This is a genomic window from Microtetraspora sp. NBRC 16547 (genome assembly GCF_030268965.1).
Classification (GTDB): domain Bacteria; phylum Actinomycetota; class Actinomycetes; order Streptosporangiales; family Streptosporangiaceae; genus Microtetraspora.
The window spans coordinates 39,051-60,301 of the sequence record NZ_BSSE01000021.1; the positions used below are offsets into that span (position 1 = coordinate 39,051).

General features: G+C 68.1%; 20 protein-coding genes. 9 read left to right on the forward strand and 11 right to left on the reverse strand.

The window, feature by feature from the left end:
• Nucleotides 1–79: 79 nt before the first annotated feature.
• The 3 genes from gnd to dnaA form a co-directional block, all read right to left on the reverse strand.
• Nucleotides 80–1,024: a phosphogluconate dehydrogenase (NAD(+)-dependent, decarboxylating) gene (gnd, locus tag QSK17_RS25300; protein WP_285707738.1), complete on the reverse strand. Its 945-nt coding sequence runs from the start codon at nt 1,022–1,024 to the stop codon at nt 80–82.
• 88 nt (nt 1,025–1,112) lie between these two features.
• Nucleotides 1,113–2,252, reverse strand: a complete 1,140-nt coding sequence (gene dnaN / locus QSK17_RS25305; RefSeq protein ID WP_285707739.1) for a DNA polymerase III subunit beta — start codon at nt 2,250–2,252, stop codon at nt 1,113–1,115.
• 518 nt (nt 2,253–2,770) lie between these two features.
• The gene (gene dnaA / locus QSK17_RS25310) at nt 2,771–4,306 is read right to left on the reverse strand and encodes a chromosomal replication initiator protein DnaA (protein ID WP_285707740.1); all 1,536 of its coding nucleotides are present in this window, start codon (nt 4,304–4,306) and stop codon (nt 2,771–2,773) included.
• Nucleotides 4,307–4,813: 507 nt separating this feature from the next.
• Here dnaA and rpmH point away from each other — a divergent pair.
• From rpmH to QSK17_RS25350, 8 genes are all read left to right on the forward strand, one after another.
• Complete coding sequence (gene rpmH, locus QSK17_RS25315) at nt 4,814–4,951, forward strand: 50S ribosomal protein L34 (RefSeq protein ID WP_055480371.1); 138 nt, start codon at nt 4,814–4,816, stop codon at nt 4,949–4,951.
• A 68-nt stretch (nt 4,952–5,019) separates the two neighbouring features.
• Nucleotides 5,020–5,397, forward strand: coding sequence for a ribonuclease P protein component (gene rnpA / locus QSK17_RS25320; RefSeq protein WP_285707744.1), 378 nt, complete (start codon nt 5,020–5,022; stop codon nt 5,395–5,397).
• The gene (gene yidD, locus QSK17_RS25325) at nt 5,394–5,702 is read left to right on the forward strand and encodes a membrane protein insertion efficiency factor YidD (RefSeq protein WP_285707745.1); all 309 of its coding nucleotides are present in this window, start codon (nt 5,394–5,396) and stop codon (nt 5,700–5,702) included. Before rnpA ends, yidD begins: the two co-directional genes overlap by 4 nt.
• A 4-nt stretch (nt 5,703–5,706) precedes the next feature.
• Complete coding sequence (gene yidC / locus QSK17_RS25330) at nt 5,707–6,660, forward strand: membrane protein insertase YidC (protein ID WP_285707746.1); 954 nt, start codon at nt 5,707–5,709, stop codon at nt 6,658–6,660.
• 18 nt (nt 6,661–6,678) lie between these two features.
• Complete coding sequence (locus QSK17_RS25335) at nt 6,679–7,173, forward strand: Jag family protein (RefSeq protein WP_285707748.1); 495 nt, start codon at nt 6,679–6,681, stop codon at nt 7,171–7,173.
• A gap of 163 nt (nt 7,174–7,336) precedes the next feature.
• Nucleotides 7,337–8,026 carry a 16S rRNA (guanine(527)-N(7))-methyltransferase RsmG gene (rsmG, locus tag QSK17_RS25340; RefSeq protein ID WP_285707750.1) on the forward strand — a complete coding sequence of 230 codons (690 nt, stop codon included), beginning with the start codon at nt 7,337–7,339 and terminating at the stop codon, nt 8,024–8,026.
• Nucleotides 8,027–8,331: 305 nt separating this feature from the next.
• Nucleotides 8,332–9,105: a ParA family protein gene (locus QSK17_RS25345; protein ID WP_285707751.1), complete on the forward strand. Its 774-nt coding sequence runs from the start codon at nt 8,332–8,334 to the stop codon at nt 9,103–9,105.
• A gap of 162 nt (nt 9,106–9,267) precedes the next feature.
• Entirely contained in the window at nt 9,268–10,221 is a 954-nt protein-coding gene (locus tag QSK17_RS25350; RefSeq protein ID WP_285707752.1) for a ParB/RepB/Spo0J family partition protein, read from the forward strand.
• 1,365 nt (nt 10,222–11,586) lie between these two features.
• On the opposite strand, the gene QSK17_RS25355 is transcribed toward QSK17_RS25350, so the two are convergent.
• Entirely contained in the window at nt 11,587–12,537 is a 951-nt protein-coding gene (locus tag QSK17_RS25355; protein ID WP_285707753.1) for a D-alanine--D-alanine ligase family protein, read from the reverse strand.
• Nucleotides 12,538–12,606: 69 nt separating this feature from the next.
• A complete protein-coding gene (locus QSK17_RS25360; RefSeq protein ID WP_285707863.1) occupies nt 12,607–13,839 on the reverse strand; it encodes an aminotransferase-like domain-containing protein in 1,233 nt (410 codons plus the stop codon).
• A gap of 443 nt (nt 13,840–14,282) precedes the next feature.
• On the opposite strand from QSK17_RS25360, the gene QSK17_RS25365 reads away from it, so the two are divergent.
• Entirely contained in the window at nt 14,283–14,810 is a 528-nt protein-coding gene (locus tag QSK17_RS25365; RefSeq protein WP_285707754.1) for a GNAT family N-acetyltransferase, read from the forward strand.
• A 128-nt stretch (nt 14,811–14,938) separates the two neighbouring features.
• On the opposite strand, the gene trxA is transcribed toward QSK17_RS25365, so the two are convergent.
• The 6 genes from trxA to murJ all read right to left on the reverse strand — a co-directional run bounded on the left by trxA (nt 14,939) and on the right by murJ (nt 21,251).
• On the reverse strand, nt 14,939–15,262 hold the full coding sequence (gene trxA / locus QSK17_RS25370; RefSeq protein WP_285707756.1) for a thioredoxin: 324 nt from the start codon (nt 15,260–15,262) through the stop codon (nt 14,939–14,941).
• A gap of 63 nt (nt 15,263–15,325) precedes the next feature.
• Nucleotides 15,326–16,258, reverse strand: a complete 933-nt coding sequence (trxB, locus tag QSK17_RS25375) for a thioredoxin-disulfide reductase (protein ID WP_285707757.1) — start codon at nt 16,256–16,258, stop codon at nt 15,326–15,328.
• A 194-nt stretch (nt 16,259–16,452) separates the two neighbouring features.
• Complete coding sequence (locus QSK17_RS25380; RefSeq protein ID WP_285707758.1) at nt 16,453–17,337, reverse strand: anti-sigma factor family protein; 885 nt, start codon at nt 17,335–17,337, stop codon at nt 16,453–16,455.
• Nucleotides 17,327–17,971 carry an RNA polymerase sigma factor SigM gene (sigM, locus tag QSK17_RS25385; RefSeq protein ID WP_285707760.1) on the reverse strand — a complete coding sequence of 215 codons (645 nt, stop codon included), beginning with the start codon at nt 17,969–17,971 and terminating at the stop codon, nt 17,327–17,329. Before sigM ends, QSK17_RS25380 begins: the two co-directional genes overlap by 11 nt.
• Before the next feature lie 8 nt (nt 17,972–17,979).
• A complete protein-coding gene (locus QSK17_RS25390; protein ID WP_285707761.1) occupies nt 17,980–19,476 on the reverse strand; it encodes a protein kinase family protein in 1,497 nt (498 codons plus the stop codon).
• Nucleotides 19,477–19,646: 170 nt separating this feature from the next.
• The gene (gene murJ / locus QSK17_RS25395) at nt 19,647–21,251 is read right to left on the reverse strand and encodes a murein biosynthesis integral membrane protein MurJ (RefSeq protein WP_285707762.1); all 1,605 of its coding nucleotides are present in this window, start codon (nt 21,249–21,251) and stop codon (nt 19,647–19,649) included.

A 21,251-nucleotide genomic window follows, 5' to 3' on the forward strand; every position in this document is an offset into this window, starting at 1 on the left:
CCTGCCGGCACCCGTTCGTGGGGCGAAGAACCGCGTCCCCTTCACGCCCGGACCGCGCGCGTTATCCACAGGCTGTGGATCAGCGCTGGGCCTCCACAGGCGGGGTCACGTCGGCGCCGGGAGCGTCCGCGCCCTTGCCGGTCTGCCCCTCCTGCGCGGTGACCGCGTGCCCGCCGAACTGGTTGCGCAGCGCCGCGACCATCTTCATCGCGGGGGAGTCCTCCTGCCTGGAGGCGAACCGGGCGTACAGCGCGGCCGTGATGACCGGCAGCGGCACGGCGTGGTCCACCGCGGCCTGGACCGTCCAGCGGCCCTCTCCCGAGTCCTCGGCGTACCCCTTGAGGTCCGCCAGGCCGGGATCCTGGTCGAGCGCGCGGACCAGCAGGTCGAGCAGCCAGGAGCGGATGACCGTGCCCTGCCGCCAGCTCTTGAACGCCCCGTGGACGTCCGTGACGATGTCGGCCGCCTCAAGCAGCTCCCAGCCCTCCGCGAAGGCCTGCATCATGCCGTACTCGATGCCGTTGTGGACCATCTTCGCGAAGTGACCGGCGCCGATCCGGCCGGCGTGGACGAAGCCGTCCTCGCCCTCGGGCTTGAGCGTCTCGAAGATCGACCGGAGCCGCGCGACGTCCTCGGCCGCGCCGCCGACCATCAGGGCGTAGCCGTTCTCCAGCCCCCACACGCCACCGCTGACGCCGACGTCGACGAAGCCGATCCCCTTGGTCGAGAGGTCGGCGCCGTGCTTCTGGTCGTCCACATAGTGTGAGTTGCCGCCGTCGATCACGATGTCCCCGGGGGAGAGCATCTCGCCCAGCAGTCGCACGGTGCTGTGGGTGGGCTCGCCGGCGGGCACCATGACCCAGACGGCGCGGGGAGCCTCCAGGCGATCGATGAGCTCCTTGAGGCTGCCGACGTCGCTGACCTGCGGATCGTGGTCGTAGCCGACCACATCATGGCCACCGCGGCGCAGCCGCTCGGCCATGTTGCCGCCCATCTTGCCGAGCCCGATCATGCCGATCTGCATAGAGCAACCCCCCTCAGGGTCGAACATCCACAAGGACGCCGTACCCGGACATACGACCTCCACGCCCGGGAGATCGTACGCCCCCGGGTCAGCTCGACAGGCGGATAGGCATGATCAGATAGCGATAGTCCGGAGTGGCGCCTTCGTCCACAGGCTTGCCGCCGGTGAGGATGGCGGGCTTCGTCGACGTCGTGAACTGCAGGCGCGCGACGTCGGAGTCGATCGCGCCGAGCCCCTCCAGCAGGAACTGGTGGTTGAACGCGATGTTGATCTCGTCTCCGTCGAAGTCGACCGGAAGGACCTCGACCGCCTGGGCCTCGTCGCCGCTGCCCGCCTCCAGGACGACTTCGTCGCCGCGGAAGGCCAGCCGTACCGGCGTGTTGCGCTCGGCGACCAGGGCGACGCGCTTGACCGCCTCGACGAACGATGCTGTGGACAAGTCGGCCCGCGCCGAGAACTCGGTGGGCAGCAGCGAACGATACTTCGGGAACTCGGGGTCGAGCAGCCGTGTGGTGGTCCGCCGTCCGGCACTGGAGAACCCGATCATGCCCTCGCCGGTGCCGCCGACCGAGCTGAGCGCGATCTCCACCTCGGCCCCGGTGCCGCCCAGCGCCTTGGCGGTGTCGGCGAGCGTACGGCCGGGCACCATCGCGATCGCCTGGAAGTCGGGCTGCTCGGGGTGCCACTTCAGCTCGCGTACGGCGAGGCGGTAGCGGTCGGTGGCGGCGAGCGTCACCGTGTCGCCCTCGATCTCCATCCGGACGCCGGTGAGCATCGGAAGCGTGTCGTCCTTGCCCGCGGCCACGGCCACCTGGCCGACGGCACTGGCGAACACGTCGCTCCCGATCCGCCCCGCCGCGGGGGGCATGGCGGGCAGGGAGGGGTAGTCCTCGACGGGCATCGTCAGCAGGGTGAACCGCGCGCTGCCGCACGTGACCACGGCCTTGGCGCCCTCGACCACGAAATCCACAGGCTGTGCGGGAAGCGCGCGGGTGATCTCGGCGAGGAGCTTGCCGGAGACGAGGACCACACCGGCCTCACCGGTCTGCGGTTCGAGGGTCACCTCCGCCGACACCTCGTAGTCGAAGCCGGAGAGCTTCAACTGCTGGTCGTCGGTGACCTCTAGGCGCATGCCCGCCAGCACCGGCACGGACGGCCGCGCCGGAAGGCTGCGTGCCGTCCACGCGACGGCCTCGGCGAGTACGTCGCGGTCGATCCGGAACATCACGTGGATCAGCCTCCTGGGTATCGCTGCTTGTGCATTGTCGCAAGTCTTCACTCTCCCGCACCTTGGGACCTCGAGAACCCTCTATGGCTCTTGAGTTCTTTAGGAGAGAGAGCTAAACGTCATCGTCATAGGGGCGGTGGATACTGTGGAAATCAGGTTCCTCCGCAGGTCAGAGCCCATTATTCATCCACCGCCGGGTGTGGAGGACCGGTGGATTACGTGTGCGTGGCTGGGGACGGCCGTTCTTTCCCCACAGGACGTCCCCAGGAGACGGGGTGTCTGTCCACTGGTTATCCACGAGGTTTCCACTGGTTATCCACGGGGTAAAAACACTTCTCAGGCGGACATCTTTCCACTGTGCACAGGGCGTCCCCAAGGTATCCACGGGTCATCCCCAGGTTTCCCACAGACTTGTCCACAGCATGTGGGCAGAGTTCTCCCTTGGACGACGGGGTTATACGGCGGAGTGGACCGGCGTCAGCGGACGCCGATCCACAGAGATATCCACAGCCTGTGCATCACGCGTTGCGTGCGCGCTGCTTGATCCGGGTGGTCAGCTCGTTGACCTGGTTGTACATCGACCGGCGCTCCGCCATGAGCGACCTGATCTTGCGTTCGGCGTGCATGACGGTGGTGTGGTCGCGGCCGCCGAACTGCTGGCCGATCTTGGGCAGGGACAGGTCGGTGAGCTCGCGGGCGAGGTACATGGCGATCTGGCGGGCCGTCACCAGGGCGCGCGAGCGCGAGCTGCCGCAGACGTCGTCGAGGGAGACGCCGAAGTACTCGGCGGTCGTCGACATGATGAGCGAGATGGTGATCTCGGGTGTGGAGTCCTCGCTGATCAGGTCTTTGAGGACGACCTCGGTCAGCTTGATGTCCACAGACTGGCGGTTGAGGCTGGCGAACGCGGTCACCCGGATCAGCGCGCCCTCGAGCTCACGGATGTTGGTGGCGATCCGGCTGGCGATGTACTCCAGCACGTCGGGCGGCGCGGCCAGGCCCTCCTGGATCGCTTTCTTCCGGAGGATCGCGATCCTCGTCTCCAGCTCGGGCGGCTGGACGTCCGTGATCAGGCCCCACTCGAACCGGTTGCGCAGCCGGTCCTCCAGGGTGACCAGCTGCTTCGGAGCGCGGTCGCTGGAGATGACGATCTGCTTGCTGGCGTTGTGGAGCGTGTTGAAGGTGTGGAAGAACTCCTCCTGCGTCTGCTCCTTGCCCTCAAGGAACTGGATGTCGTCCACAAGCAGGATGTCGACCGCGCGGTAGCGGGCACGGAACCCGTCCGCCTTGTGGTCGCGGATGGAGTTGATGAAGTCGTTGGTGAACTCCTCCGAGCTCACGTATCTGACCCGCGCGCCGTCGTACAGGCTCTGCGCGTAATGGCCGATCGCGTGCAGCAGGTGGGTCTTGCCCAGCCCGGAGTCGCCGTAGATGAACAGCGGGTTGTACGCCTTGGCCGGCGCCTCGGCGACCGCTACCGCGGCGGCGTGCGCGAAGCGGTTGCTCGCGCCGATGACGAAGGTCTCGAAGGTGTATTTCGCGTTCAGCCGGGCGGGCTCGCCGGACGTACGGCTGCCGCGGCTCTCCCACCTGTTCTGCGCGGCCTCGGGAACGGCCGGTTCCATCGGCTCCGGGGGCCGGACGCCGTCCTGCTGCTCCTGTGGACGCACCTGTGGATAGTCGACCGGTGGCGGCGCGGCGGCCGGGCGGGACTGCGGTCCGGGGCCGGCCGGGGAAGCCGAGGGAAAGGACGGCCCGGGGGAGAAGGTGTCGTGCTTGCGCGTGTCACCCGTGCTCTCGCGAGGATCGACCATCACGGCGATCCGCACCGGCCGGCCGAACTCCTGGGAAAGCGCGTGTGCGATGAGGGGACGAAGCCGGACTTCGATGACTTCCTTGGCGAAGTCGTTCGGGGCGGCGAGGAGGATGGTGTCGTTGATGAGCCCGGACGGCTCGGTCATCTGGAGGAACGCCCGCTGTTGTCCTGAAACGCCCTCATCGAGAAGGGTCCCCAGCGCGCGAGCCCACACCTCGTTGAGGTCGTCGGCCTCCATGGTCCGGCACTCCTCCCTGCGCGGCCCCCGCATTTTCGCCGCGATCCGTTTTTCCACGCCGATCCCGGCCGGGGGCTCCCCGGCGGTACCAGCCCCCGATACGTGATCCACAGAGGATCCACAGGTTATGCACAACCCGCGCACAGGTCCCGGGCGCATCCACATTCGATGGAGGAGGGTCCGGAGGGTTGACAGTAGTGGTGTGCGCGACCTGGGTTCAAGACGTTGTCCACAGCCTACTGGTAGCCATGGCCGCCTCGGGTGGGCGATGGACGCACCAGGAGGAAAACCCCTCCCCTTGTGGAGAGAGCCGTCCCTGATCTTGTGGAGGGAGCCATCCCTGATCGCGGTCCGGTTTGACCTATGGCAGGAACGCCGCCTAACGTGTGGAGGTCGGCTGGTCACGCGACTGCTATTTCGCATGTCCACGCAACTGGCGAGCCGTATCCTTGGAATGTTGCGCGCCCGTGGCCTCCTGCGGGTGTATCTGAAGCCTGGAGACCACTCGTGAGCAAGCGTACTTACCAGCCGAACAACCGTCGCCGCGCGAAGACCCACGGCTTCCGGCTGCGCATGCGCACGCGTGCCGGCCGCGCCATCCTGGCCGCCCGCCGCCGCAAGGGCCGCGCCGAGCTGGCCGTCTGACGAACGAAGCCGTCGTCGCCCGCCGTCTGTGTTCCGGCGGGCGATCGTCGTAGTTCGAGGAAGTTCTGGTGCTGCCGTCCGCGTCCCGCATGCGACGCGGTGACGAATTCGCCGACGCGATCCGGCGCGGGCAACGCGCCGGGCGCCCCACCCTGGTCGCCCACCTGAACGTGCGTGACAGCGAGGGGCCGCCGTTGGTGGGCTTTGTCGTGAGCAAGGCCATCGGTGACGCCGTGACCAGAAACCGGGTAAAGCGCAGGCTCAGACACCTGATGCGGACCCGACTCCACCGGCTCCCGCGAGGTAGCCTGCTTGTGGTACGCGCCAACCCAGCTTCCGCGTCCGCGCGGAGCGAGCACCTGGCCGCCGAACTCGACACCGCGCTCGATCGTTTACTCCGGCGGCGGGGGTCCGCGCCGCGGACCCTGACGGATGGACGGTCATGACAGTCGAGCAGTCGAGCCCCGAGCGATCGGACACCTCCGACGTGCGGCCCACCTTGGCCGCCCGTGTACTGCTCGGCCCGATCAGGTTCTACCGGGCGTTCATCAGCCCGGCGCTCGGGCCGCGATGCCGATTCGAGCCGTCCTGTAGCGCATATGGGCTGGAGGCCATCACCGTACACGGAGCAGTGCGCGGATCGTGGCTGACCATCAGGCGTATCGGGCGTTGCCACCCGTTCCATCCCGGAGGTTTCGACCCGGTGCCCCCACCCCGAGGCCGGTCTCACGACACAACGCAAGGGAGCTAGCTCGGTGGAGCTGTCATTCCTCAACTGGCTGTATACGGCCGTGGCGTGGGTGATCACCCATATCCACGCCGGTTACAGCATTTTCCTCTCCCCGAACAGCGGACTGACCTGGGCGCTGACCATCATCACGTTGACCGTGGCGATGCGGATGCTCATCTTCCCTCTCTTCCTCAAGCAGATGCGCTCGTCGAGGAAGATGCAGGAGCTCGCTCCCAAGGTGCAGGAGCTGCGCAAGAAGTACAAGAACGACAAGCAGCGCATGAACCAGGAGGTCATGCGCGTCTACCAGGAGGCGGGCGCCAACCCGCTGGGCGGCTGCCTGCCGATCGTGGCGCAGTTCCCGATCTTCATCTCCATGTTCACGGTGCTCCGGGCGATCGCCGAGGACCAGGCGAAGTTCGGCATGACCCAGGAGCTCGTGGACAGCGCGCGGCACGCGCACGTCTTCATGGCGCCGCTTCCCGCCACGTTCTTCAGCAGCCCTGCCGAGATCGAGGCTCTGGGCGCCGACCCGATCATCACGAAGATCGTCCTCGCCTGTTTTGTGGCGATCAGCTCGCTCACCACGTTCCTCACGGTTCGTCAGAGCGTGACGCGGTCGATGGCGCAGATGCCCGACAACCCCATGGCGCAGCAGCAGAAGATCCTGATGTACATCTCGCCGCTGTTCGCCATCTTCAGCCTCAACTTCCAGCTCGGTCTGATCCTCTACTGGGTCACCACCAACGTCTGGACCCTCAGCCAGCAGCACTGGTTCTACAGCCGGCACCCCATGCCGGTCATCGACGCGAAGGGCAACGTGACGACGCCGGCCCCCTCCCACGGCATCTTCGGGAAGGTGCTCGGAAAGCCGAAGGTCGACACCTCGGAGTCCCCCGCCGCGCCGGAGCCTAAGATCGTCCGTCAGCAGCCGTCGCGGCAGTCGCGCAGCAAGCGGACCGGCAGCAAGAAGTCGTAGGAGAAGGAGAAACCGGACGTGACCGAAGCTGAGGAGAGCGTCAAGCCTGCTCCCGACCTCGCCGCCCTGGAACAGGAGGGTGAGATCGCGGCCGACTACATCGAGGGCCTGCTGGACATCGCTGACATCGACGGTGACATCGACATGGACGTCGAAGGCGACCGTGCCGTGGTGTCGGTGGTCGGTGTCAAGGGGAGCGATCTCGTCGGCTCCGGCGGCGAGGTGCTGGAGGCCCTTCAGGAGCTCACCCGCCTCGCGGTGCATCGCCAGACGGGCGAGCGGTCCCGGCTCATGCTCGACGTCGGCGGCTATCGGGAGCGCCGCAGGGCCGAGCTGACGAAGATCGGCGCCGCCGCCGCCGACGACGTGAAGCGCAGCGGAGAGCCCAAGGCGCTCCAGGCGATGACGCCGTTCGAGCGGAAGATCGTGCACGACGCGGTCGCCGCGGCCGGTCTGCGCAGCGAGTCCGAGGGCGAGGAGCCGCGGCGTTTCGTCGTCGTCCTTCCCGCGTAGTTCCGTTTTGTATCGAAGGCCGCCGATCCCTCCGAGGGTCGGCGGCCTTTTCCGTACCCACTGGAAACGCGAGCCCTGCGTCCGGGAAACGGGAATGACCGCGGGGCTCGGCCGGAGCGGGGCGGCTACCCTTACCCCGAGAGCATCCATAGATGAGTGAGTGATGACGGAAAGCAACGAGCTGCCCGAGGCGCCCGCAGTGGCGCGCGAGGTGTTCACTGGTGAGGCATTGGGCAGGGCCGAGACGTTCGCGAAGCTGCTCGCGAGCGCCGGAGTGGTACGCGGACTGATCGGGCCACGTGAGGTTCCCCGAATCTGGGACCGCCACCTGCTCAACTGCGCGGTAGTGGCGGAGGCCGTCCCACAGGGGACACGACTGGTGGACATCGGTTCCGGCGCCGGCCTCCCGGGTCTGGTCTTGGCTATCGTCCGTCCCGACATCACGGTGACGTTGCTCGAGCCGCTGCTGCGCCGGACCACGTTCTTGGAGGAGTGCGTGGCGGCGTTGGAGCTGGACAACGTCGAGGTGCTGCGCGGCCGGGCCGAGGAGCTGGCGCGCAAGCGGATCTTCGACGTCGCGACCGCGCGCGCGGTGGCCCCGCTCGACCGTCTGCTTGCCTGGTCCATGCCATTGCTTGGCGAAGGTGGCGAGCTGCTCGCCATGAAGGGCGAGCGCGCGGCGGAGGAGCTCGACGCCGCCGGGCCGCAACTCAAGGCGTACGGAGCGCGTACCGCCGAGCTTGTGACGGTGGGGCACGGTAAAGTCGAGCCGCCCACCACTCTCGTTCGTGTCGTCGCGGGCCGGTCCCCAGAGCGAAGTGGAAAGGGCGCGCGGCACCGACGAAAGAGGTGAAGGTCTTGGCGGGTGCGGCCGCAGGCCTGGGTTGGCCGGAGAATCACATCGCCGTACCCTTGGAGATCGCGTCGGTAGGTCGGCCATCGGGGGTCGGCTGGCCTTTTATCTCTGTTTCGCAGGGTGAAAGGACGACGACCGTGTCCCAGACCCCCCTTAATCCCGGCGATTCGCCGCTGGTACGAGAGGCACTGAGCTCTGTGGTTTCACGTGAAACAGCCACGGCCGCTCCTGCGGCTGCGCCTTCGGTTGGATACTCGACGCGGAACGAGGGGGAGTGGCCTCGCCCCTCGAAGTGCCGGGTGATGACCGTGGCGAACCAGAAGGGCGGCGTCGGAAAGACCACGACCACCGTCAATCTGGCCGCCGCACTGTCGATGCATGGTCAGCGCGTTCTTGTGGTGGACCTTGACCCGCAGGGCAATGCGTCGACGGCATTGGCGACCGAACACCGGTCAGGCGTGCCTTCTGTTTATCAGGTCCTGGTGGACAATCTCCCGTTGGCGTCGATCGTGAAGCCGGTGCCGGAGATGCCCAACCTGTACTGCGCTCCGGCGACGCTGGACCTGGCCGGCGCTGAGATCGAACTGGTTCCGATGGTCGGTCGAGAGACCCGGTTGAAGCGGGCATTGAGCGCGTTCGACTCCATGGAGCTGGACTACATCCTGATCGATTGCCCGCCGTCGCTCGGCCTTCTCACGGTCAACGCCATGACGGCGGCGCAGGAAGTGCTGATCCCTATCCAGTGTGAGTACTACGCGCTTGAGGGACTCACCCAGCTATTGCAGAACGTCGAACTGGTGCGGGTTCACCTGAACCAGGAACTGAGCGTCTCGACGATCCTCCTGACGATGTACGACGGCCGTACTCGGCTCGCTTCGCAGGTGGCGGAAGAGGTGCGGTCGCACTTCGGCGACACGGTACTGAAAGCCGTCATCCCGAGAAGCGTCCGCGTCTCCGAGGCGCCCAGCTACAGCCAGTCGGTCATGACGTATGACCCCGGATCGAGCGGTGCCCTGGCGTACAAGGAGGCCGCCCGCGAGATGGCCTACCGCGGCGCGGCCGTCGTGGAGGCGTAGCGGGCTGCGCAAGCCCGGCGGGTTGCGGAAGATCAGTGGGTACGGAGGCGTAGCGGGTTGCGGGCGCTGAACGGGCCCGCGCAGCGGTAGCCTCTCGTGGTGGAGTGCCCGGCGACTCTGGATCGCTGGGCACTGTCTTTCGTGCGGTGTGAAGGAGCAGCGTTGTCTCAGCAGCGTCGGGGACTGGGCAAGGGCCTTGGGGCACTGATTCCCACCGGGCCGATCGTCGAGCCGACGATCGCCGCCGGTCCACCGGCGGAGCCGGCGGACTCCGGGCTGCGGCCGGTAGAAGGGGCCTACTTCCAGGAGATCTCCCTCAACGCCATCGTGCCCAACCCGCGCCAGCCGCGCGACGTGTTCGACGAGGAGCGCCTGGACGAGCTGGCGTCCTCCATCTCCGAGGTCGGGTTGCTCCAGCCGGTCGTCGTACGCGCTCTCGGAGACGGGCGCTTCGAGCTCGTGATGGGGGAGCGGCGGTGGCGCGCGTCCAAGCTCGCCGGTCTGGAGCAGATCCCCGCAATCGTGCGCAGCACCCAGGACGACGAGATGCTCCGCGAGGCGCTGATCGAGAACCTCCAGCGGGAACAGCTGAACGCGCTTGAAGAGGGCGCGGCGTATCGCCAGCTGCTCGATGACTTCGGGGCCACGCACGAGGTCCTGGCGAAGAAGGTCGGCCGCTCCCGCTCGCACATCACGAACACCCTCCGGCTGCTGAACCTGCCGCCTAACGTCCAGCTACGGTTGGCGGCGGGGACGATCAGCGCCGGGCACGCCCGGGCGCTGCTGGCGCTGGACGACCCCGCCGCCCAGGAGCGGCTGGCGACCCGTATCGTTGCGGAGGGCCTCTCGGTCCGTACGGTGGAAGAGATCGTCGCCCTGGGCGAGGCCACCGCGGGTCCCGCTCCCCGCAAGCCCCGGGAGAAGAAGCCGACCGCGCCGGCGCTGAGCAATCTTGCGCGGGAGCTCTCCGACCATTTCGAGACTCGGGTGAAGGTGGACCTGGGGAGTCGCAAGGGCCGGATCGTTGTCGAGTTCTCCACGATCGATGACCTGGAGCGGATCATCGGCACGATGGCACCTGAGGCCGTCAACAGCATGCGCGACGGCGAGGAATAGACGGATCTAGTGCCCCAACCGGCAAGGTTTGCCCGGAAGGAGCGGTGTCCAGGGTGGTGCATCGCAAGGCGGAGGAGGAGGAGGTCGTAGCGGAGCCTACGGCCGACATTCCCGGGCCCCGCGGAAAGTCCGAGCTTGCGAGGAGTTTTCGTGGGTGGGGCGACAACGCGGAGAGGTGCCGTCCTGGGCGACGCGACGGGGCAAAGATTGGCGGGGCACTAGTCACACATCGTGTTTCACGTGAAACACGATGTCGATATCTGCGGCTTTCGTTGTTGTCGGCGGTCCGGGAACTCTCTTCTCGATCGGTTTGGCATGAGCGCGATGAGCTGAAACGCGCGCTGGCGGTTCGTCGGGTGGCCTGCGGGTGGTTGCTGGGTTGTCTTTGGGTGCTACGTGGGGTGGCTGCTGCGGTGGGCGGCGGGATTGTAGGGGGAGCGGCCGGATGGCTGTCATCCCATAGGTGCTGTCCCACGTGTCGTCCATGAATGCCGCCGTCACTGTCATCCGCGGCTGGCGACTTGTGGCGGCCACTCGTGCCGCCGTTCATGGATGCCTGTCCATGGGGTCTCCATGGGTCGTTCTCCGTGGGGGTCTCCGTGGGGGTCTCCGTGGCTGATGTCCGTGGCTGATGTCCGTGGCTGGTGTCTGTGGCTGGTGTCTGTGGCTGGTGTCCGTAGGCGCTACGACGGGGGTTGTTCCGGCCGGCCGTGATAGCGGGCCACTCGTGATGCCGCTCTCGCGGCCATCGCGGGCGCGGTGGTACATGGCACGGTCTTACGCCGGCCTCCACAACCCCCGCCTCCGCGCCACGCTCTCCCGCCGCACCTCCCCCACAAACCCCCGCCTTCACAAGCCCCCGCCTCCGCGCCACGCTCTCCCGCTGCACCTCCCTCCACGCCACGTGAGCGAATGAAGCCGAACCCTCCAGTTGATGCGGCCACTACTGATTGAGCCTGCAGCGAGGCTCGCTGGATCCCCGGCATGGCCTTTTGCCGGCATGTGCTCAACACGAGCGCCATGTTGGCCGGGTCGTCGACCACCTCGCCGCACAGGAAGCCATCCCCACCGGCACCTTCTGGACAGAAGCCCTGATCGACTTCGGGCATCCCGTGCCATGGTGCTTCGCTATCGGACTGTCAGCCCTCTGCTGGGGCTTCGCTGCGATTCCCGCGTCGGAGGGGCGCCAACCGCTGACATCGCCGTGATCGGGATCAGGGGAGTGCGTGCGGACACATCGGCCGCGGGCCAGAGCGATGAATGCGAGCGATCTCGGCGCACTCCCACCGGTGGGGGGCGCGGTTTCACGTGAAACAGGAGAGGGATCTGCCGGGGTGGATCCCTCTCCTGGCGAAGCGGCGGGTGTCAGCCGCGGCGGGCGGCCAGTTCGAGGAGCCCCTTGCAGAGCGTGCCGAGATCCCGGCCGGCGGCCTCCGCGGCCATCGGGAAAAGTGAGGTCTCGGTCATGCCGGGGGCGACGTTCACTTCAAGGAAGTAGGGGCGGCCGGTCTCGTCCACGATGAGGTCGGTACGGGAGACGTCCCGCAGGCCGAGCGCCGCATGCGCGGTCACCGCCATCGCGGCACACGCCTCGGTGTCCTCCGGCGACAGACGGGCCGGAGCGAAGAACTCGGTGTGCCCGGCCGTGTAGCGAGCGGCGTAGTCGTACACGCCGCGGTCGGGCACGATTTCCACGGGTGGGAGCGCTACCGGCCCGTCACCGAGGTCCACGACGGACACGGCGACCTCCACCCCGGCGATGTACTTCTCGATGAGCACGGTGTCGCCGTACGCGAAGCAGCCGACCATGGCGGCGGGGAGTTCCTCGGCCGAGCGCACGATGGAGGCGCCCAGGGCGGATCCGCCACGGGAGGGCTTCACGAACAGCGGGAGACCGAGCCGGTCCACGATGCGCGCGAGGACCGCCGTCGCGCCCAGGTCGTGGAAGGTCTCCTTGGGAAGGGAGACCGAGTCGGGCGTGTTCAGCCCCCAGGAACGGACGACCGCCTTGGCCGTCGGCTTGTCATAGGCGACGCGACAGGCATCGGGGGTGGCCCCGACGTACGGCACGTTGAGGAGTTCCAGCACGGTACGGATCGCTCCGTCCTCACCGGCTCCGCCGTGCAGCGTGACGAAGACGGCGTCCGGCGGGTCGGCGAGCACGGCAGGCACCAGCGTGGCGTCGGTGTCGCGGGTCTCGACGACCACTCCGGCCGCGCGCAGGACCTCGCTGACCCGGCGGCCGGAGCGGATGGAGACCTCTCGCTCGTACGAAAGGCCCCCCGCCAGCACCAGCACATGCGCCAAGTCATTCATAGGGAGAGGGCCTTTCTCACTTCAGGATTCCGGTACGGCCAGCCCGAACAGGCTAGCCGTACGGGCACCTCAGGCGAGGTCCGGACCGGGCGTGTCGACTCCGGGGTGCTCGGGAACGGAGCCGGTGCCGAAGGTGTCGCGGAGTTGCAGCTCCTGCTCGATCACTCCGGCGAGCCGGCGCACGCCCTCACGGATGCGGTCGGGTTCGGGGTAGCAGTAGGACAGCCGCATGTGCTGCGCGCCGCCGCCGTCGGCGTAGAAACCGGTCCCGGGGACGAACGCGACGCGCTGGGCGACCGCGCGCGGCAGGATCGCCTTGGAGTTGAGCCCTTCGGGGAGGGTCATCCAGACGAAGAACCCGCCGGCGGGACGAGTCCACGAGCAGCCGGCGGGCATCAGCACCTCGAGTGCGCCGAGAAGGGCGTTGCGCCGCTCCCGGTACAGCTCGCGGAACGATTTGATCTGCTCGCGCCACGGCTGGGTGGCGAGATACTGGCCCACGGCGAGCTGGGTGAAGGTCGAGTGCGACAGCACCGCCGACTCCATCGCGAGGACCAGCTTCTCGCGGATCGCGTGCGGGGCGAGCGCCCAGCCCACCCGGAAGCCCGGGGCGAGGGTCTTGGAGAAGGAGCCGAGATAGACCACGCCGTCGGGGTCGTCGGCGCGCAGCGCGCGCAGCGGCTCGCCGTCGAAACCGAGCAGCCCATACGGATTGTCCTCGACGACCAGAACGCCGGCTCGCTGGCAGATCTCCAGCACCTGCCTCCGACGGACCTCGTTGAGCGTGACGCCCGCCGGGTTCTGGAAGGTCGGGATGGTGTAGAGGAACTTGACGGGCTTACCCGCCGTGTGCAGCGCGTAGATGGTCTGCGCCAGCGACTCGGGGATGAGGCCCTGGTCGTCCATCGAGACGTGCACGACCTTGGCCTGGTAGGCGCTGAAGGTGCCGAGCGCCCCGACATAGGAGGGCCCCTCGGCGAGCACCACGTCACCGGGATCGATGAAGATCCGCGTGATCAGGTCGAGCGCCTGCTGGGAACCGACGGTGACGACGACGTCGTCCGCCCCGGCCTCGATGCCCTCCATCCGCATGACCTCGCAGATCTGCTCGCGCAGGTCCGGGTCACCCTGACCGGAGCCGTACTGGAGCGCGACCGGGCCGCGTCTGGCGACCAGATCGGCGACCAGCTCGCCGACCACGTCGAGGGGGAGAGCCGTGACGTACGGCATGCCGCCGGCGAGCGAGACCACCTCGGGTCTCGACGCGACGGCGAAGAGAGCTCGAACCTCGGAGGCGACCATCCCGGCAGCTCGTGCGGCGTACCGATCGACATAGGCGTCAATTCGCGACCCGTGGGGCGCGGTCGTCCGACCGTGATCGAGCTCGTGCGTCACGGTCCCACCTCCGTTCACATAGCCGAGAATCCAGCGTACGGCAGCGCGGCCGTCAGATCGCCGCCGGGTTGCTTCCCGGTGACGCCCAGCGAGGCCGATCATGCGGCGCGCGAGAGCGCGGGAATGCCTCGCCAGTACGGCGACCAAGCGGGTTCGCTGAGTTACGATGCCAGCGGAAGGCGCGATGGTCGTGTGGTATTCCGCACATCCGACGGCGTTTTCGGGGGCTCATGTACTCCTCTCGGGGATTGGGGCAACACGTGTCGCGTCGGCTGGCCAACGTCACTCTGGACAATCTCGACGATTTGCCGCGGCGATGCCGGCGCTGTGTCTTCTGGGAGCTCGATCCCATGAGCGGTGAGCGCGCCGTGCAGGCAGGCGACCCAGGTCTGGAGAAGGAGGCGTGGATCTCCGCGACCCTGCTGGAGTGGGGGAGCTGCGGCAAGATCGCCTACGTCGACGGCGTGGCCGCGGGCTTCGTGCTCTACGCGCCGCCGCTGTACGTCCCCCGCTCGGTCGCGTTCCCGACGTCGCCGGTCAGCTCGGACGCGGTGCTGCTGATGACGGCGCACATCATCCCCGAGTTCTCGGGGGGCGGGCTCGGCCGGATGCTCGTGCAGGGCGTCGCCAAGGACCTCACCCGGCGGGGGGTGCGGGCGATCGAGGCGTTCGGTGACCTGAAGTGGGAGCAGCCCGGCTGCCTGGTCCCCGCCGAATACCTGCTGTCCGTCGGGTTCAAGACGGTGCGCCCGCACCTCCGGTTCCCGCGGCTCCGGCTGGAGCTGAAGTCGGCCGTCTCCTGGCGCGAGGACGTCGAGGTGGCTCTGGAGAGGCTGCTGGGATCAATGAGTCCGGAGCGGGCGCTACGACCGGTCTGAGGCGATCTCAGGGCCTTCGGGCGCCATGGTACGCGGAAGCCCCCTGCGCCGAGGACGGCGAGGGGGCTTCGCTGTGGGTGGTTGCCGCCGGAAGGCGGTGGTACGGCTCGCGCCGCAGGGGCACCTCGTCAGATGACGCCCTCGAGCTCGCGGAGCAGCATCGCCTTCGGCTTGGCGCCGATGATCTGCTTCACGACCTCCCCACCCTTGTAGACGTTCATCGTCGGGATCTGGAGTACGCCGTAGTCCCGAGGAGTGGCGGGGTTCTCGTCGATGTTGAGCTTGACGATGGTCAGCCGGTCCGCGTTCTCGGCCGCGATCTCCTCCAGGACCGGCGCGACCTGGCGGCACGGACCGCACCACTCCGCCCAGAAGTCGACGAGGACGGGCTTGTCGCTCTTGAGCACGTCGGCTTCGAAGGTGGCGTCGGTCACGCTCTTGATGGCGCCCAATGTATTTCTCCCCTTACTCGGTGTGGAGGGTTCAACCGCGGGGGCCCGCCCCGCATTCCCGGGTCAGCTGTCGTGCTGGGCGAGCCAGCGCTCCGCGTCGATGGAGGCGGCGCAGCCCGTGCCGGCGGCGGTGATCGCCTGGCGGTAGGTGTGGTCCACGACGTCGCCCGCCGCGAAGACGCCGTCGATGTTGGTGCGCGTGCTCGGCTGCTCGACCTGGACGTATCCGTCGTCGTCCAGGTTCACCTGGCCCTTGACCAGCTCGGTGCGCGGGTCGTGGCCGATCGCGACGAACAGGCCGCCGACGGCGAGCTCGGTCTCCTCGCCGGTCTTGCGGTTGCGGATCAGCACGCCGCTGATCTTGTTCTCGCCGAGGACGTCCACGACCTCGCTGTCCCAGATGAAGCGGATCTTCTCGTTGGCGAACGCCCGATCCTGCATGATCTTGCTGGCGCGCAGCTCGTCGCGGCGGTGCACGACGATCACCGAGGAGGCGAACCGGGTGAGGAAGATGGCCTCCTCCATCGCGGTGTCGCCGCCGCCGACCACGACGATGTCCTGGCCGCGGAAGAAGAAGCCGTCACAGGTGGCGCACCAGGAGACACCGTGGCCGGACAGGCGCTTCTCGTTCTCGAGGCCCAGCTCCCGGTAGCCCGACCCCATCGCGAGGATCACGGCCTTCGCGTAGAAGGTGCCGGTGTGGGTCTTGACGACCTTGGGGGTGGCGTTGAGGTCGACCTCGACCACGTCGTCGGCGACCAGCTCGGCCCCGAACCGCTCGGCCTGCTTGCGCATGTTGTCCATGAGATCGGGCCCCATGATGCCGTCGGGGAACCCGGGGAAGTTCTCCACGTCGGTGGTGTTCATGAGGGCGCCGCCCGCGGTGACCGAGCCTTCGAACACGAGGGGGTTCAGTTCCGCGCGGGCCGAATAGACAGCCGCCGTGTAGCCGGCGGGTCCCGACCCGATAATGATCACATTACGGACGTCGCTCAACGGTCTGCCTTTCGATCCGGTGCTTGCCTGTCGCGTCAACAGATCCTAGGCGTCAGGGATTCCCTCCACCCCGCTCCGCCGCTCCCGCCCGGCCCGGAAACGGAGACGGAAACGGAGACGGAAACGGGGACAGCCCCCCGCTGTGACGCGGAGGGCTGTCCCGAAGTCGTCCGTACGGCGACGCCTGGCTCGGTTCAGTTCCAGGAGGCCAGGCTCTCGCGCCGGAGGCTCTTGCAGGAGGAGTCGACCACCACCACGCGGACCGCGTTGATGTTCTTGTCCTCCCAGAAGGCCATGATCGTGGCCTCGTTGCCGTTGTAGAACGCCTTGTCGACCCCGATGGGCGTGCGGTCGAGCTGGTCGGAGACCCGCCTGACGCACTTGTCGAGCGTCTCGTCGTCGTTGGTCCCGAACCCGGGGGCGGGGCCGAAGTAGTCGAGCAGCGGGCCGCTCAGCTCGCGGCTGGTGTAGTTGTGGCCGCTCGCGGAGACCGCGTAGGCCATCGCCGTCGGATTGTTCGCCGAGGGACTGCCCTTCGGCTCTCCCTGGCCCATCACGTAGGACGGCTGAGGCGCGCCGCCCTGGGCGGACAGGACGGTGGTGGCCAGCCCGGTACCCCCGACCACGACGGCCGCCGCGGCCGCCGCCACAGCCGGCATCGCCCACAGGCGCCGCCGCTTCTTGGTGACGACGGGCACGATGGTGCCGTCGTCCGCGACGACGCCGAGAGGGGCCACGGCGGGCGTGTCCTCCTCCTTCGGAGCCGTCGTCTCCCATGGGGCGTCCTGCATGATCCGGCCCCAGTCGGGGGTCTCCACGACACGGAGTCGGCTGTCGCCGAGGTCGCGGGACGCTTCGGCGGCCAGCGCGCGATCGATGCGCATGGCGACGCCCAACGGCATCGCCGGCGTCGGGACCGCTGCCAGCACCTCCCGAACCGCCGCCAGGTCGGCAAGGCTCTCCCCGCAGGGATCGCAGACCGCGAGATGCTCGCGGACGCGCCGTGCCGTGGCGTCGTCGAGGAGACCTTCCGCCAATTCGGCGAGGATCTCCAGGTCGTAATGCGTATCACCCGTCACGAAGTTCTGCTCCCTTCGCGGATGAGACGCGAGTTCGCCCTGATTGGTTCCGCAGATGCGAAAGAATCGGGGCAAGTTTGGCGCGTCCGCGCGCACATCGGCTCTTCACCGTCCCTGCGGGAACACCGAGGACGCCTGCCGCGTCCTCCACGGAATAGCCCATCATGTCGACCAGGACCAGGGCCGCCCGCTGGTCGGCGGGCAGCACCTTGAGCGCGGCCGAGACGTCCATCGAGACCTCGCGCTCGGCGGCCTGGTCGGGCATCGGCGTGTCGCGCTCGGCGGCCTCGATCAGCTCGTCGTCGGCTACGGGCCGTACCGACTTGCGGCGCATCCTGTCGAGACAGGCGTTCACCACGATGCGGTGCAGCCAGGTCGTGACCGCGGCCTCGCCGCGGAAGCTCTCGGCCTTGCGGTAGGCGGACACGAACGCGTCCTGCACGGCGTCGGCCGCCTCGTCAGGGTCGCCCAGAGTCCGCAGGGCGACGGCCCACATGCGGTCACGGTGGCGCTTGACGATCTCGCTGAACGCGTGGGGGTCGCCGCCGATGTGGCGGCTCAGAAGGTCGGCATCGCTCACCGCCGACCGGGCGGCGTGCTCAGCCGGTGGGAAGTTATCAGGTGGGGAGTTCACTAGGCCTGCTATGCCGATCCAGGGGAGTGCACTATTACGTCATAGATGGTGCCACGATACCTATCCTCATGCGGAGGAAGCTGGGTGAACCAGATTAAAACGTACTGACCGGTTACCTGCTTGCCCGGCGTGAGGGTCACCGTGCCGGAGACGTTCTTGCTCTCGGCCACGGTCTTCAACACGCTGAGGTCGGCGGCGTTCCCCACCTTGAGCTGCACGGACGCGCCGGGCGTGTCAGCCAGTGTCACCACGACATCGGAGACCGGGACCGGACCGCCCATGTCGAGGATGAGCCCGACACCCTCCTTCAACCGGCCGAAATCCGCGCTGTTGTATTTCGTGGTGTGCCACTCGGTCGACGGCTTGCCGTCGATGGCGTACGGCGCGAATTGCGGGTTCTCCTCCAGGTCGTCACCGAGGGGGTCGAACCCCGTGGCGCTGACCGGCTTGACGACTACCGGCTTGTGGGTGATCGCCGGTGACGCGGACGTCGTGGGAGTGGCGACCGGGTTGTTCCCGAGGCGCCTGCCGATCGTCCACGCGCCGATCCCCACCGCCAGCATGATCACCAGGACCAGGGTGGTGACCAGCACCCGGCTGAGCGTTCCCGACGACGGGCGCGGCTGCGCCATCGGATGCGACATGGTGGGCGGTAGGGGCGGACGCGGGCTCATCGGGCGGGGCGTGGCCGGCCCCTCGGACTGCAGCACGGCGGGCGGCACCGCGGCGACCGGGACGGGAGAGGGCCGAGGCACCTCGGACAGCGCCTCCGAGACCTCAGCGGGGGTGACCAGCGGCGTCAGCCCGCGCCTGCTCTCCGGCAGGAGCGCCCGGCAGGTGATGGTGTCGAGATATCCCGGCACCCCCGCGGTGACCTGGCGCGGAGTGCAGATCTTGCCGTCGTCCGTGGGCGCGGGGGGAAGCCTGGTGTCCTCGTCACTCGGCCAGTGGCCGGTCAGCGCGGCGTACAGCAGGCGACCGAGACCCTCGGCGTCGTCCCTCGCCGGGTCGTCGCTGGACAGGCCGACGATCGCGGCGTCCACCGCGAGGCCGAGCAGCTTGACCGTGCCGCTGGAGGTCCACAGCAGGCGGGCGGGAGTGAGTTGCAGGTGGGTCAGCCCCGCCTTGTGCGCGTGGGTCATCGCCTCGGCCGCTTCGGCCACCAGGGCGGCCCCGCGCTCGGGTTCCAGGCCCCCCGCGGAGATCAGGTCGGCGAGTGAGTCGCCGCTCACCCACTCGCTCACGACGTAGGCCGTGCCGTCTTCGTCGGCGGCGTCGAACACCTGCGTCAGGCGGGGGTCGGTGAGGCGGCTCGCCGCGCGGGCGGCGGTCACGACCTCTTCCACCCGGTCGAACTCGGGCGAGAAGGTGTGCACCGCGACCGGCCGGGCGAGGATCTCGTCGATGGCCTTCCAGAGCGTCACGCCGTTGGACTCGCTGACGCGGTCTTCAAGGCGGAACCGGTCGGCCAGACGAGACCCCGGTTCTACCGCGGACATACTCATCAGGCCGCCTTACCGCGCAGCCGACCGGCACGCATCAGACGATGCCGGGTGGATCCGCCCACGCCTTCTCGCTTCCGCTCGCCGGTCGAACTCTCGGCGCACCATGCTAGTGCCGTACCGGTCCTGCCTGCCTTCCCCTTGGGAGAGGCCTCACACGGAGCAGGCGGACACTAGCGCCTTACCCGCCCCGCCACCAGTCCAATGATGGAGCTGACCTCCGGGATCCGCATCCTGTGCGCCGTGGCGAGGTAAAGCAACACGCCGAACCCGCCGCCGACGGCCAGCATGATCGCCGACGTGAGCGGGGTGATGTCGGCGAACTGCCGGGTCAGCCACAGCGCGACCAGCGCGATCAAAGCCGCCGGGATCGCCGCGACGTACATCTGCGAGAGTCCCGAGAGGACGTCCCTGCCACCGAGTCCGCCGATCTTCCGGCTGGCCATCACCCAGGCCACGCCGCTTCCCAGAACATAGGCGATCATGAAGGAGAACGCCAGCCCGATCACGATGTAGCGCGGCGGGAGCAGGAAGTACGCGACGAGGCTCAGTGCGGCGTTGACCAGGACGTTCAGCCCGCCGAGGATCGTGGGGGTCCGCGTGTCACCGAAGCTGTAGAACACTCGCAGCAGCAACTGGAAGATCGAGAACGGCACCAGCGCGAGCCCGAAGACCTGGAGCACATTGCCGATGTAGAGGGCGTTGCCGCCGGTCATCCGCCCCCAGGAGAAGATCAGGGTCGTCACTGCGGGACCGAGCACCATGAGCAGCAGCCCGGATGGCACGATCACCGCGGAGATGAGCCGCACCGCCGATCCGAACTCCTGCCTGGCCGACTCGAACTCGCCGTCGGTCACGTACCGGCTCATCCGCGGCAGCATCGCGGTGATCACCGAGACCGCGACGATCCCGTACGGGAGCTGGAAGAGCTGGAAGGCGTAGGAGTAGGCGCTGTTGCCCGCACCCGGCGCCAGCTCGCCCGCGCCGGTGGCGAGCTTCGTCGTCACCAGGAAGCCGAGCTGGGTGATGCCGACATAGACGAAGGTCCAGCTCGCCGTCTTGGCGGCCTCCCCGAGCCCCGTGTTGCGCAACCCGAAACGGGGACGGAACCGGAACCCCGCTCGGTGCAGGGCGATCACCAGGATGACCGACTGGGCCACGATGCCCGCCGTGGTGCCGAGGCCGAGCAGGAGCAGGTCGCGGTTGGTCACGTCCTCGATGTTCGCCGAGGCGCCGCCGATGACGATGTACGTGATGCCGACCCCGATGACGACGATGTTGTTCAGCACCGGCGCCCACATCGGGGCGGCGAACCTGTCGCGGGTATTGAGGATCGCGCCCGCCAGCGCGCCGATCCCGAAGAACGCGATCTGCGGGAGGATCAGCATGGCCAGCGTGGTGGCGATCTCGACCTTCCGCGGCGACCAGTTGTTCGCCGTGTACAGCTGCATGATCGGCCCGGCCAGGAGCACGCCCAGCACGGCGATCGCCGTGAGGATGAGGATGGCGAGGGTCATCAGCCGCTGCTCGAACGCCTCGCCCGCGTCGGCGTCCCGCTTCTGCGCGCGCACGATCAACGGCACGATCACGCTGCTCAGCACACCGCCGATGAGCAGGTCGAACAGGATGTACGGGATCTGGTAGGCCGCGTTGTAGGCGTCGCCGAGCGCCCAGGTGCCGATGGCCGCGGCGATCACCGCGGTCCGCAGGAAGCCGGTGAGCCGGGACACCATGGTCCCGGCCATCATGACCGCGCTCGCGCGCAACATCCTGCTCAT